Genomic DNA, 12,433 nt, shown 5'->3' with positions numbered 1-12,433 from the left:
CGGTGTCCTGAGCGATACGGGCGGGTCAGGCGCCCATCATGTGCACGCCGCCGTCGACGTGGATGATCTCGCCGGTCGTCTTCGGGAAGAAGTCCGAGAGCAGCGCGACGATGCCGCGGCCGGCCGGCTCGGGGTCGGCCATGTCCCAGGCGAGCGGGGAGCGGCTGTTCCAGACGTCGGCCAGTTCCCCGAAGCCGGGGATGGACTTCGCGGCCATCGAGCCGATGGGGCCGGCGGAGATCAGGTTGCAGCGGATGTCCTGCTTGCCCAGGTCGCGGGCCAGGTAGCGGGAGGTCGCCTCAAGCGCCGCCTTGGCGGGGCCCATCCAGTCGTACTGCGGCCAGGCGTACTGGGCGTCGAAGGTGAGTCCGACCACCGAGCCGCCCTCGCCCATCAGCGGCAGACAGGCCATGGCCAGCGACTTCAGCGAGAACGCCGAGACGTGCATGGCCGTGGAGACCGACTCGAACGGGGTGTTGAGGAAGTTGCCGCCGAGCGCGTCCTGCGGCGCGAAGCCGATGGAGTGCACAACGCCGTCGAGCGAGCCGAGCTCGTCGCGGACCAGGTCCGCGAGCCGGTCGAGGTGCTCGGTGTTGGTGACGTCGAGCTCGATGACCTTGGCGGGCTTCGGCAGCTTCTTGGCGATGCGCTCGGTGAGGGTGGGCCGCGGGAAGGCGGTCAGGATGACCTCGGCACCCTGCTCCTGGGCCACCTTGGCGGTGTGGAAGGCGATGGAGGACTCCATCAGCACACCCGTGATGAGGATGCGCTTGCCGTCGAGAATTCCGCTCATGTGATCAGTGACCCATGCCCAATCCGCCGTCAACGGGGATGACGGCTCCAGTGATGTACGACGCGTCGTCGGAGGCGAGGAACCGCACCGTCGCGGCGATCTCCTCCGGCTGCGCGTACCGGCCGAGCGGCACCTGCGAGACGATGCCCGCGCGCTGCTCGTCGGTGAGCACCTTGGTCATGTCGGTGTCGACGAAACCGGGTGCGACTACGTTGAAAGTGATGTTGCGGGAGCCGAGCTCACGGGCGAGGGAGCGCGCGAAGCCCACCAGGCCGGCCTTGGAAGCGGCGTAGTTCGCCTGTCCGGCGGAGCCGAGCAGACCGACCACGGACGAGATGAGGACGACGCGGCCCTTCTTGGCGCGCAGCATCGCGCGGTTGGCCCGCTTCACGACCCGGAAGGTGCCGGTGAGGTTGGTGTCGAGTACGGCGGTGAAGTCGTCCTCGGACATCCGCATCAGCAACTGGTCCTTGGTGACACCGGCGTTGGCGACCAGCACCTCCACGGGACCGTGCTTCTCCTCGATCTCCTTGTAGGCCTGCTCCACCTGCTCGGTGTCGGTGATGTCGCACTTGACGGCCAGGAACCCCTGTTCGGCAAGCGCGGCCGGCTCGCCGGAGCGGTACGTGATCGCGACCTTGTCGCCTGCGTCTGCGAAAGCGCGGGCGATGGCAAGGCCGATGCCCCGGTTTCCTCCGGTGACGAGAACCGAGCGGCTCAACGGATCACCCTTTCGATAGCTGTGTGGTACTCACGCAAACTATCGGTCCTGCCCCACTTCGGAGGAATCGGCCTCCGACAGCGCCGCGTGGCGGTCCCTGTCGGGTCCCTACAGAAAGCATCTGGCAGCGGGACGCGTCCGCGCGACATGATGCGAGCGACCGGTCGTGACGACAGGAGACCTCGTGCCACATTCGATCGACGCAGCCTTCACGGCTCTGCCGCTGCGCGCCCTGGCCGACGCGGCGCTGGCCCGCGCCCGCGCGCTCGGCGCCGACCACGCCGACTTCCGCTTCGAACGTGTCCGCAGCGCGACCTGGCGGCTGCGGGACGCCCGGCCTGCCGGGTCGACGGACACCACTGATCTCGGGTACGCCGTGCGGGTCGTGCACGGGGGGAGCTGGGGGTTCGCCTCCGGTGTGGACCTCTCGATGGACGCTGCGGCGCGGGTGGCCGGGCAGGCGGTCGCGATGGCGAAACTCTCCGCCAAGGTGATCAGGGCGGCCGGGTCCGACGAGAGGGTGGAGCTGGCGGACGAGCCGGTGCACCCGGACCGGACCTGGATCTCCTCGTACGAGACCGACCCCTTCTCCGTACCCGCCGACGAGAAGACCGGGCTGCTGGCCGACTGGTCGGCGCGGCTGCTGCGGGCGGACGGTGTCGCCCATGCGGACGCCTCGCTGATGACCGTCCTGGAGAACAAGTTCTACGCGGACACCGCGGGCACCGTCACCACCCAGCAGCGGGTCAGGCTCCATCCGCAGCTCACCGCGGTGGCGGTGGACGCGGACACGGGTGAGTTCGACTCGATGCGCACCCTCGCGCCGCCGGCCGGGCGCGGCTGGGAGTATCTGACCGGCACGGGCTGGGACTGGGACGCCGAGCTGGAGCGGATCCCGGAGCTGCTCGCCGAGAAGATGCGGGCGCCGAGCGTCGAGGCGGGGGCGTACGACCTGGTCGTGGACCCGTCCAACCTCTGGCTGACCATCCACGAGTCGATCGGGCACGCCACCGAGCTGGACCGGGCGCTGGGGTACGAGGCGGCGTACGCCGGGACCTCCTTCGCCACGTTCGACCAGCTCGGCACGTTGGCGTACGGCTCCCCCGTGATGAATGTGACGGGCGACAGGACCGCCGAACACGGTCTGGCCACGGTCGGGTTCGACGACGAGGGTGTGGAGGCGCAGTCCTGGGATCTGATCAAGGACGGCACCCTGGTCGGGTACCAGCTGGACCGCAGGATCGCGAAGCTGACGGGGCTCGGCCGGTCCAACGGGTGCGCGTACGCGGATTCGCCGGGGCATGTGCCGGTGCAGCGGATGGCCAATGTGTCGCTCAAGCCGGATCCTGGCGGGCTCTCGACGGAGGACCTGATCGGGGGTGTCGAGCGCGGGATCTATGTGGTGGGCGACCGGTCGTGGTCGATCGATATGCAGCGCTACAACTTCCAGTTCACCCAGCAGCGGGCATATCGCATCAGGAACGGGCAACTTGCCGGGCAGTTGCGGGATGTCGCCTACCAGGCGACGACGACGGACTTCTGGGGCTCGATGGAGAAGGCCGGCGGCCCGCAGACCTATGTGCTGGGCGGCGCCTTCAACTGCGGCAAGGCCCAGCCGGGCCAGGTCGCATCGGTCTCGCACGGCTGCCCGTCCGCCCTCTTCCGCGGCGTGAACATCTTGAACACCACCCAGGAGGCCGGGCGATGACCCCGTCGAACCGCACGAGCAGGCCGCACGAGATCGTCGAGCGTGCCCTGGCGCTGTCCACCGCGGACGGCTGTGCCGTCATCGCCGACGAGCATTCGAGCGCCAATCTGCGCTGGGCGGGCAATGCGCTGACGACCAACGGTGTGACCCGCGGCCGGACCCTGACCGTCATCGCGACCGTCGACGGCAAGGAGGGCACCGCGTCCGGTGTCGTCTCCCGGTCGGCGGTGACCGCGGCGGATCTCGAACCGCTGGTCCGGGCCGCCGAGGCGGCGGCCCGCGACGGTTCCCCCGCCGAGGACGCCCGGCCGCTGGTCACCGGGGTGCCCGAGTCCGCCGGTTTCACGGAAGCGCCCGCCGAGACGACGTCGGCGGTCTTCGACGCCTTCGCGCCGGCGCTCGGTGAGTCCTTCGCCCGCGCGCGGTCCGGCGGGCGCGAGCTGTACGGATTCGCCCACCACGAGATGACCTCCAGCTACCTCGGTACGTCCACCGGTCTGCGGCTGCGCCACGACCAGCCGAACGGCACGCTGGAGCTGAACGCCAAGTCCCCCGACCGGTCCCGCTCCGCCTGGGCGGGCCGGGCCACCCGGGACTTCACCGACGTCGACCCGGCCGCGCTGGACGCCGGACTGGCGCAGCGGCTGCGCTGGGCCGAGCGCAGGGTGGCGCTGCCCGCCGGGCGGTACGAGACGCTGCTGCCGCCGACCGCGGTGGCCGATCTGCTGATCTACCAGTACTGGTCGTCGGCCGCCCGGGACGCGGCGGAGGGCCGTACGGTCTTCTCCCGGCCCGGCGGCGGGACCCGGCTCGGCGACCGGCTCTCCCCGCTTCCGCTGACCCTGCGCAGCGATCCGGCCGAGCCCGGTCTGGAGTCGGCGCCCTTCGTCCTCGCGCACTCCTCGGGCGACGACTCGTCGGTCTTCGACAACGGCCTGCCGCTCTCCCGTACGGACTGGGTGCGCGAAGGCCGGCTGGAGCATCTGCTCACCACCCGGCACAGCGCCGAGCTGACCGGCCTCCCGGTGGCGCCCGCCATCAGCAATCTGATCCTGGAGGGCGGCGGGGAGCGTTCGCTCGACGAGATGGTGGCGGCGTCGGGGCACGACGGACCCGCCCTGCTGCTGACCTGCCTCTGGTACATCAGGGAGGTCGACCCGGCCACCCTGCTGCTGACCGGGCTGACCAGGGACGGTGTCTACCTCGTGGAGAACGGCGAGGTCACCGGCGAGGTGAACAACTTCCGCTTCAACGAGTCGCCGGTCGATCTGCTCTCCCGGGCCACCGAGGCCGGGCGTACGGAGCGGACGCTGCCGCGCGAGTGGGGCGACTGGTTCACCCGCGCCGCGATGCCTGCCCTGCGCATCCCGGATTTCAATATGAGTTCCGTCAGCCAGGGCGTATAACCTCTGGGACGTACTTCCAGCCACACCGAAGGAGACGCGAGACCCGTGACGGACATCGTCGACGAGCTGAAGTGGCGGGGGCTCTTCGCCCTCTCCACTGACGAGGACGCATTGCGCAAGACGCTCGCGGACGGTCCCGTCACGTTCTATTGCGGCTTCGACCCGACGGCGGCGAGCCTGCATGTGGGCCACCTCGTGCAGGTCCTCACCGTCCGCAGGCTCCAGCAGGCCGGTCACCGGCCGCTGGCGCTGGTGGGCGGGGCCACCGGCCAGATCGGTGACCCGAGGCCGACCGCCGAGCGGACGCTGAACGACCCGGAGACCATCGCCAACTGGGTGGGCCGGCTGCGCTCCCAGATCGAGCCGTTCCTCTCCTTCGAGGGGGAGAACGCGGCGGTGATGGTCAACAACCTGGACTGGACCGCGGGCCTGTCCGCGATCGAGTTCCTGCGGGACATCGGCAAGCACTTCCGGGTGAACAAGATGCTCACCAAGGAGTCGGTCGCCCGCCGCCTGGAGTCCGAACAGGGCATCAGCTACACGGAGTTCAGCTACCAGCTGCTCCAGGGGATGGACTTCCTGGAGCTGTACCGGCGGTACGGCTGCACGCTCCAGCAGGGCGGCAGCGACCAGTGGGGCAACCTCACGGCGGGGATCGACCTGATCCACCGCCTGGAGCCGGACGCGCCCGTGCACGCGCTGGGCACCCCGCTGATGGTCAAGGCGGACGGCACCAAGTTCGGCAAGTCCGAGAGCGGGGCCGTCTGGCTGGACGCGGAGATGACCACTCCGTACGCCTTCTACCAGTTCTGGCTGAATGTGGACGACCGCGATGTCTCCACGTACAACCGCATCCTCAGCTTCAAGAGCCGCGCCGAGCTGGAGGAGCTGGAGCAGCTGACCGAGGAGCGGCCGCAGGCGCGGGCCGCCCAGCGCTCGCTGGCCGAGGAGCTGACCACGCTGGTGCACGGCGCGGACCAGTGCGCGGCGGTCGTCGCGGCGTCCAGGGCGCTGTTCGGACAGGGTGAGCTCACGGAGCTCGACGAGGCGACGCTGAGCGCCGCGCTCTCCGAGCTGCCGCACACCGAGGTCGACGGCCTGCTGCCGGTCGTGGAACTGCTCGCCGACACGGGTCTTGTGCCGAGCCGGTCGGCGGCCCGCCGCGCCGTCAAGGAGGGCGGGGCGTACGTGAACAACGTGAAGGTCACGGGCGAGGACGCGGTGCCGGCGGCCGGGGATCTGCTGCACGGGCGGTGGCTGGTGCTGCGCCGGGGCAAGAAGAGCCTGGCGGCGGTCGAGGTCACGGGCGTCTAGGTCCTGTCGGTCTCAGCACATACGTGAGGGGCGGCCGGTACGGAACCGGCCGCCCCTCACGCGTGCGTGGCGTCAGGTGGTGTGTCTGCTGCCCCGGACCGAGGTCCAGAGCTTGTCCCCCACGCCGACGATGATCACGGCGCCGGCCAGCTGGAGCAGATGTCTGATCCAGTCGATACCCCGGGTGTCGTTGACCCCCAGCCCGGTGGCCACCCAGTTGCCCAGCACGCTGCCCAGGATGCCGAAGATCACGGTCAGCCACAGCGGGATCTGCTGCTTGCCCGGGATGATCGCCTTGGCGATCAGGCCGAGCACCAGCCCCACGATGATGGCCCACAACCAATTCATGTCGCCTCCTGATGCGGCTGCTGGATACGCACGGGCCCCAGTTTCGGCCCATCCTCCATACGGCGCATGTCGGACACCTCCATACGCGCCCCGGCAGCCCCGGTACGGGCGGTACGAGCGCGCCCCGCTCTTATCGGCGGCCGGGCCCCGGCGTAACGTGGTGCCGTCCGGTCCGGGGAGAGTCCGGCGCAGGAATCGGGTGGTGGAGCGTGATGCGGAAGCAGCGCAGTGGTGAGGTCTTCCGGATCACGGGGGCCCGGACGGGTCTTGAGGAGGATGTACGCGGCCGGCAGCGCCGGTACATCATCTCGATGACGGTGCGCACCGTCGCGGTCATCCTGACCGCGGCTCTCTGGAACGTGGCACGGCCGGTGGCGATCGGGACGCTGGTGCTCGGCGCCTTCCTTCCGTACATCGCCGTGGTAATCGCGAACGCGGGCCGCGAGAACACTCCGGGGCTCCCCACGACGTTCGTTCCCGCGCCCTTCCGCCCGCCGCTGGAACCGTCGTCCGTGGTTCCGGGGACGGATCCGGCGGACGAGGGACCCACCACGGAGCGTGACCAACGGGCGGCGGAGCAGGGCTGAGGCGGGGCCGATCCCCTGCCGGTGTCAAAGCTCAAGAAAAGCTCAGATCAATCATGAAGTTCCGGTGCCGCAGTCCCATTGGCCCATGACATACTTTGGGGGCGCTCCGCATCCCCCGTCGGAGCGACGGACCGACGCCGGGCAGCTCCCCCCGTGGCTGCTCGGCGTCGCCTTTTTCCGGCCCCTCCCTCCGGCTCCTCGCCTGTCCGTAACGGCGATGCTTTGGCCTAGGGTTGAGGTGTGAACTCCCCTGATTCGACCGGTTCCGCCCCGGTCCCGCCCGCCGCTGTCACGCCCGCCCCGGTCTGCTCGGCCAAGGGATGCCGGGCCGACGCCGTGTGGGTGCTGGCGTGGAACAACCCGAAACTGCACACCCCGGAGCGCCGGAAGACATGGCTGGCCTGTGCGGAACACCGGGAGCATCTGTCGCAGTTCCTGGGGGTGCGCGGCTTCCTCAAGGACGTGGTGCTCCTGGCCGAGTGGGAGCAGAGGGGCCGGACCGGGGAGACACAGACCGGCGAGACGCAGACCCCGTAAGACACAACTGACCGACGGAACGCCGCCCGGCGGGGCGCAGAAACCGGCCGAGCGCAGGCCGGACGGGTACGGCCGTCAGCCGCCGATCGCCGACATGGGCCGGTCGGGCTGGAGGAAGGACGGGTCGTCCAGACCGGATCCGGCCTTCTTTCCCCACATCGCCAGCTTCCAGCGCCGGGCGATCTCCTCGTCCGGCTCCCCGGAGCGGAGCGCGCCCCGCAGGTCGGACTCCTCCTGGGCGAACAGGCAGGTGCGCACCTGTCCGTCCGCGGTGAGCCGGGTGCGGTCGCAGGCGGCACAGAACGGGCGGGTGACCGAGGCGATGACGCCGACCCGGTGCGGACCGCCGTCGACCACCCAGCGCTCGGCGGGCGCCGAACCGCGCTCTTCGCTGCCTTCCTCGGTCAGCGTGAAGCGGGTGCGCAGCGACTTGAGGATGTCACCTGCCGTGATCATGCCGTCGCGCTTCCAGCCGTGCTGGGCGTCGAGCGGCATCTGCTCGATGAAGCGCAGCTCGTACCCGTGCTCCACGGCCCAGGCGAGCAGGTCGGGTGCCTCGTCGTCGTTGAGCCCCGGCATCAGCACGGTGTTGACCTTGACCGGGGTGAGTCCGGCGGCGCCGGCGGCCGCCATACCGTCCAGCACATCGCGTTGCCGGTCCCTGCGGGTGAGGGTCTTGAAGACGTCCGGGCGCAGGGTGTCGAGCGAGACGTTGACCCGGTCGAGGCCCGCTGCCGCCAGGGCCTGGGCGGTGCGCTTGAGGCCGATGCCATTGGTCGTGAGGGACATCCGGGGGCGCGACTCCAGGGCCGCGACGCGCTCGACGATGCCGACGAGACCGGGGCGCAGCAGCGGCTCACCGCCGGTGAAGCGGACCTCGGTGATGCCCAGGCTGGTCACGGCGATGCCGATCAGCCGGACGATTTCGTCGTCCGTGAGCAGATCGGGCTTGGCGAGCCACTGCAGGCCCTCTTCCGGCATGCAGTAGGTGCAGCGCAGATTACAGCGGTCCGTGAGTGACACTCGCAGGTCAGTGGCCACTCGGCCAAAGGTGTCGATAAGCACGGTGGGCCCCCTCCCCGATAGCGGAAATGCGTACGCGACCGAGCCTACGCGACACCTGTGACAGCGACAGGGCCGATTACCACAGGGTAGGCGGGGGTCCGGTCGTATGGATCTACGACCGGACCCCCGCGCCGGCACGTCTCCTGCCTGCGCGAACGACCTGCGCGGGCTGCTGCACGGACTGCCTGCGCGGACTGCCGTCAGTGGGCGCCGAATCCGGTGAGGGACCTGACCTCCAGCTCGGCGTACTTGTCCTCGTCCGGCTTCTCGGGCGAGAGCAGCGAGCCCAGCCAGCCGAGCAGGAACCCCAGCGGGATGGAGATGAGGCCGGGGTTCTCCAGCGGGAACCAGGCGAAGTCGACGCCCTTGAACATCGAGGTGGGCTTCCCGGAGACGACCGGCGAGAAGAGCACCAGCACCACGGAGGAGATGAGCCCGCCGTAGATGGACCACAGGGCGCCCGAGGTCGTGAACCTCTTCCAGAAGAGGCTGTAGAGCAGGGTCGGCAGATTGGCGGACGCGGCGACCGCGAAGGCAAGGGCGACCAGACCCGCGACGTTCAGATCGCGGGCGAAGGCACCCAGCACGATGGCGACGGCACCGATCGCGACGGTCGCCCAGCGGGCCGCGCGCATCTCCTCCTTCTCGGTGGCCTGCCCCCTGCGGATGACGTTGGCGTAGATGTCGTGCGCGAACGACGACGAGGAGGCCAAGGTCAGCCCGGCGACCACCGCGAGGATGGTGGCGAACGCGACCGCCGAGATCACCGCGAGCAGGACCGAACCCCCGGTGGAGTCGGCGCCGCCGCCGATCTGCAGGGCCGCGAGCGGGGCCGCCGTGTTCCCCGCCGGGTTGGACGCGATGATGTCGGCGGGCTTGAGCAGGGCCGCGGCGCCGAACCCGAGCACGATCGTCATCAGGTAGAAGGCGCCGATGATGCCGATCGCCCAGTTCACCGACTTGCGGGCGGCCTTGGCCGTCGGCACGGTGTAGAAGCGGATCAGGATGTGCGGCAGACCCGCGGTGCCGAGCACCAGCGCGATGCCGAGCGAGATGAAGTCCAGCTTGGAGGTTCCCGTAGCGCCGTACTTGAGGCCGGGTTCCAGGAACGCCTTCCCCTTGCCGCTGTTCGACGCGGCCGAGCCGAGCAGGTCGGAGACGTTGAAGTGGAATTTGAGCAGGATCAGAAACGTGATGAGGACGGTTCCGGCGATCAGCAGGACGGCCTTCACCATCTGGACCCAGGTGGTGCCCTTCATCCCGCCGATCGTGACGTACACGATCATCAGGACTCCGACCAGGGCGACGATGGCGATCTTCCCGGCGTCGCTGGTGATGCCGAGCAGCAGCGAGACCAGGACACCGGCGCCCGCCATCTGCGCCAGCAGGTAGAGGATCGAGACGACGATGGTGGACGCCCCCGCGGCGGTGCGGACGGGGCGCTGGCGCATCCGGTAGGCGAGGACGTCGCCCATCGTGTAGCGGCCGGAGTTGCGCAGCGGCTCGGCGACGAGCAGCAGGGCGACCAGCCAGGCGACCAGGAAGCCGATCGAGTAGAGGAAGCCGTCGTAGCCGAAGAGGGCGATGGCGCCCGCGATGCCGAGGAACGACGCGGCCGACATGTAGTCGCCGGAGACCGCGAGCCCGTTCTGCAGTGCGGTGAACTGCCGGCCGCCCGCGTAGAAGTCGGCGGCGCTCCTGGTACGGCGTCCGGCCCAGACGGTGATGACGAGCGTGGCGACGACGAAGACCGCGAAGAGCGTGATGATCAGGGGCCGGTGCTGGGTGGTCGCCGATGCGGCGAGCTGGACTGCGGGGCTCATGCGCGCTCCTCCATACGGGACTTGATCGCGGCGCCCTTCGGGTCGAGCCGGGCCGCGGCATGTCGCGAGTAGAACCACGCGATGAGGAACGTGGTGAGGAACTGGGCGAGGCCGAGGACCAGCGCCACATTGATGTTGCCGAAGAGCCTGGTGCCCATGAAGCCGCCCGCGTAGCTCGACAGCAGGACGTACAGCAGGTACCAGGCGACGAAGCCGACGGTCAGCGGAAAGGCGAAGGAGCGGTGGGCGCGGCGCAGTTCGCCGAACTCGGCGCTCTGCTGCACCTCGGTGAACATCTCTGTCGTGGGCCGGCCGGGGCGGGGTCCGGTGTCCGTTCCGTCCGGGAACTGCGGTGCATCGGTGGCCACGGATTCTCCTCGCGACGTGCTTGCGGTGGGTGGGCTGCCGGAGGCCTGCGGTACGGGCCTCCGACAAGGGCACGGCGCGCGGGGCCAAGTGGTTCAATGCCCGGCCCTTCCTGCTGGATCGATCGACGGGCAGGAAGGGCCGGCGTCGGCTTCACTGGTCGGGTAGCGCCCAACTGCGGTTCGCAGCAGGGCGGTTGACACGGATGATGTGGAGAACCCATGGATCGTCTGAGATACGGGCGGTGGCGCGCACTCGCGCTGCCCGCAGGACTGGCACTCGTCGCCTCGCTCGGCCTCCTGCCGGCCACCGCGACAGCGGAGCAGGGCGGCGGCCCCGCGCACTCATCGGCTGCCGGGGCGGGTCCCGGCCTGTCGTACGTCGTGAACACCGGGACCGGTCACGGCACGCCGGCCGCGGTGGAGCGGGCCATCTCCCGGGCGGGCGGGTCGGTGGTCATGGCGTACGACAAGGTGGGCGTGATCGTCGCGCACTCGCCGGACCCGGACTTCGCGAGGACCATCCGCAGGGCCGGAGGGGTCGAATCGGCCGGTGCCACCCGCACCGCGCCGCTGCCCGCCGAGGCCGCCACGGACACGGCCACACCGCTGGAACTCACGGCGCGGCAGCGGAAGGCGCTGGCGGCGGAGGCCGCGCCCGGTGCGGATCCGATGGAGCCGCTCCAGTGGGACATGAGGGCCATCAAGGCGGACAAGGCCCATGAGAAGACGCTCGGCAGCCGTGCCGTCACCGTCGCGGTGATCGACACGGGTGTCGACGACACACATCCGGACATCGCCCCCAACTTCGACCGCGCGGGCTCGGCGAACTGTGCGACGGGCAGGCCCGACACCACGGACGGCGCCTGGCGGCCGGGCAGCGGGGGGAATCCGCACGGCACGCATGTGGCGGGCGAGATCGCGGGCGCGCGGAACGGCATCGGCATCACCGGTGTCGCGCCAGGGGTGCGGGTGTCCGGCATCAAGGTCGGTACAGCGTCCTCGTTCTTCTACACGGAGGCCGTCGTCTGCGCCTTCATATGGGCCGCCGACCACGGTGCCGATGTGACCAACAACAGCTATTTCACCGACCCGTGGTACTTCAACTGCACGGACGACCCGGACCAGAAGGCCCTGGTCGAGGCGGTCACCCGGGCCTCCCGGTACGCGGAGCGCAAGGGCACGGTCAATGTCGCGGGCGCGGCCAACGACGGGTTCGACCTCGCCTCGCACTCGGTCACCGACGCACTGAGCCCCGACGACGGCACAGCGGTCTCCCGTACGGTCGACCCGTCCAAGTGCCCGCAGATTCCGGGCCAGTTGCCGGGTGTCGTCACGGTGGCCGCGACCGGCGCCAAGACCCTCAAGTCCTCCTACTCCAACTACGGATTCGGGGTCATCGACATCGCGGCGCCGGGCGGCGACTCGGTGGCGTTCCAGCCCCCCGAGCCGCCCGCGACCAGCAGCGCGGTCCTCGGCCCTGTGCCGGGCGGCGGCTACGCCTACATGTCAGGCACGTCCATGGCGTCCCCCCATGCCGCCGGGGTCGCGGCCCTGATCAAGTCCCGCCATCCGCACGCCTCACCCGCACAGGTCGAGGCGCTGCTGTACGCGGGGGCCGACCGGCTCGCCTGCCCGGACCCGTACCCGATCGACGCCAACGGTGACGGCAGGCCCGACGCGGTCTGCCACGGCGGCAGGGACCACAACAGCTTCTACGGGGCGGGTCTGGCCGACGCGCTGCACGCGGTCACCCGGTAGGGCCC

12 protein-coding genes are annotated in these 12,433 nt (G+C 70.1%); 6 read left to right on the top strand and 6 right to left on the bottom strand.

Annotated features, from left to right (window positions below; translation table 11 throughout):
* Positions 1 to 25 precede the first annotated feature (25 nt).
* On the bottom strand, positions 26 to 793 hold the full coding sequence (fabI, locus tag OG385_RS26625) for an enoyl-ACP reductase FabI (RefSeq protein ID WP_266858344.1): 768 nt from the start codon (positions 791 to 793) through the stop codon (positions 26 to 28).
* A gap of 4 nt (positions 794 to 797) precedes the next feature.
* Positions 798 to 1,514: a 3-oxoacyl-[acyl-carrier-protein] reductase gene (gene fabG / locus OG385_RS26620; protein ID WP_266858342.1), complete on the bottom strand. Its 717-nt coding sequence runs from the start codon at positions 1,512 to 1,514 to the stop codon at positions 798 to 800.
* A gap of 184 nt (positions 1,515 to 1,698) precedes the next feature.
* Between fabG and OG385_RS26615 the strand changes: the two genes are divergently transcribed.
* From OG385_RS26615 to tyrS, 3 genes are read left to right on the top strand one after another with little or no spacing between them, the layout of a single operon-like run.
* Positions 1,699 to 3,222: a TldD/PmbA family protein gene (locus tag OG385_RS26615; RefSeq protein ID WP_266858340.1), complete on the top strand. Its 1,524-nt coding sequence runs from the start codon at positions 1,699 to 1,701 to the stop codon at positions 3,220 to 3,222.
* Positions 3,219 to 4,628: a metallopeptidase TldD-related protein gene (locus OG385_RS26610; RefSeq protein WP_266858338.1), complete on the top strand. Its 1,410-nt coding sequence runs from the start codon at positions 3,219 to 3,221 to the stop codon at positions 4,626 to 4,628. The genes OG385_RS26615 and OG385_RS26610 overlap by 4 nt, the downstream gene beginning before the upstream one ends.
* A 45-nt stretch (positions 4,629 to 4,673) precedes the next feature.
* On the top strand, positions 4,674 to 5,942 hold the full coding sequence (gene tyrS / locus OG385_RS26605) for a tyrosine--tRNA ligase (RefSeq protein WP_266858337.1): 1,269 nt from the start codon (positions 4,674 to 4,676) through the stop codon (positions 5,940 to 5,942).
* Between the two features lie 72 nt (positions 5,943 to 6,014).
* Here the strand turns inward: tyrS and OG385_RS26600 are convergent, their stop codons facing one another.
* A complete protein-coding gene (locus OG385_RS26600) occupies positions 6,015 to 6,290 on the bottom strand; it encodes a GlsB/YeaQ/YmgE family stress response membrane protein (protein ID WP_266858336.1) in 276 nt (91 codons plus the stop codon).
* Between the two features lie 212 nt (positions 6,291 to 6,502).
* Between OG385_RS26600 and OG385_RS26595 the strand changes: the two genes are divergently transcribed.
* The gene (locus OG385_RS26595; protein ID WP_266858334.1) at positions 6,503 to 6,877 is read left to right on the top strand and encodes a DUF3099 domain-containing protein; all 375 of its coding nucleotides are present in this window, start codon (positions 6,503 to 6,505) and stop codon (positions 6,875 to 6,877) included.
* A gap of 240 nt (positions 6,878 to 7,117) precedes the next feature.
* Positions 7,118 to 7,414 (top strand): hypothetical protein, encoded by a 297-nt coding sequence (locus tag OG385_RS26590; RefSeq protein ID WP_266858332.1) that lies wholly within the window; start codon positions 7,118 to 7,120, stop codon positions 7,412 to 7,414.
* A 75-nt stretch (positions 7,415 to 7,489) separates the two neighbouring features.
* Here the strand turns inward: OG385_RS26590 and moaA are convergent, their stop codons facing one another.
* The 3 genes from moaA to OG385_RS26575 all read right to left on the bottom strand — a co-directional run bounded on the left by moaA (position 7,490) and on the right by OG385_RS26575 (position 10,670).
* The gene (moaA, locus tag OG385_RS26585; RefSeq protein ID WP_266858330.1) at positions 7,490 to 8,479 is read right to left on the bottom strand and encodes a GTP 3',8-cyclase MoaA; all 990 of its coding nucleotides are present in this window, start codon (positions 8,477 to 8,479) and stop codon (positions 7,490 to 7,492) included.
* A gap of 200 nt (positions 8,480 to 8,679) precedes the next feature.
* Positions 8,680 to 10,302 carry a cation acetate symporter gene (locus tag OG385_RS26580; protein ID WP_266858328.1) on the bottom strand — a complete coding sequence of 541 codons (1,623 nt, stop codon included), beginning with the start codon at positions 10,300 to 10,302 and terminating at the stop codon, positions 8,680 to 8,682.
* Positions 10,299 to 10,670: a DUF485 domain-containing protein gene (locus OG385_RS26575; protein WP_266858326.1), complete on the bottom strand. Its 372-nt coding sequence runs from the start codon at positions 10,668 to 10,670 to the stop codon at positions 10,299 to 10,301. The genes OG385_RS26580 and OG385_RS26575 overlap by 4 nt, the downstream gene beginning before the upstream one ends.
* Before the next feature lie 219 nt (positions 10,671 to 10,889).
* Between OG385_RS26575 and OG385_RS26570 the strand changes: the two genes are divergently transcribed.
* Positions 10,890 to 12,428 (top strand): S8 family serine peptidase, encoded by a 1,539-nt coding sequence (locus OG385_RS26570; protein ID WP_266858324.1) that lies wholly within the window; start codon positions 10,890 to 10,892, stop codon positions 12,426 to 12,428.
* Positions 12,429 to 12,433 lie beyond the last annotated feature (5 nt).

Source organism: Streptomyces sp. NBC_01306 (assembly GCF_026340465.1).
Lineage (GTDB): Bacteria > Actinomycetota > Actinomycetes > Streptomycetales > Streptomycetaceae > Streptomyces.
Note: the sequence above shows the minus strand (reverse complement) of the source record. Positions and strands in the feature narration are given on the sequence as shown.

Coding starts and splice junctions, on each gene's coding strand:
- OG385_RS26595 (WP_266858334.1), top strand. CDS start 6,503: ATGCGGAAGCAGCGCAGTGGTGAGGTCTTCCGGATCACGGGGGCCCGG.
- OG385_RS26570 (WP_266858324.1), top strand. CDS start 10,890: ATGGATCGTCTGAGATACGGGCGGTGGCGCGCACTCGCGCTGCCCGCA.
- fabI (WP_266858344.1), bottom strand. CDS start 793: ATGAGCGGAATTCTCGACGGCAAGCGCATCCTCATCACGGGTGTGCTG.
- OG385_RS26600 (WP_266858336.1), bottom strand. CDS start 6,290: ATGAATTGGTTGTGGGCCATCATCGTGGGGCTGGTGCTCGGCCTGATC.
- OG385_RS26610 (WP_266858338.1), top strand. CDS start 3,219: ATGACCCCGTCGAACCGCACGAGCAGGCCGCACGAGATCGTCGAGCGT.
- OG385_RS26580 (WP_266858328.1), bottom strand. CDS start 10,302: ATGAGCCCCGCAGTCCAGCTCGCCGCATCGGCGACCACCCAGCACCGG.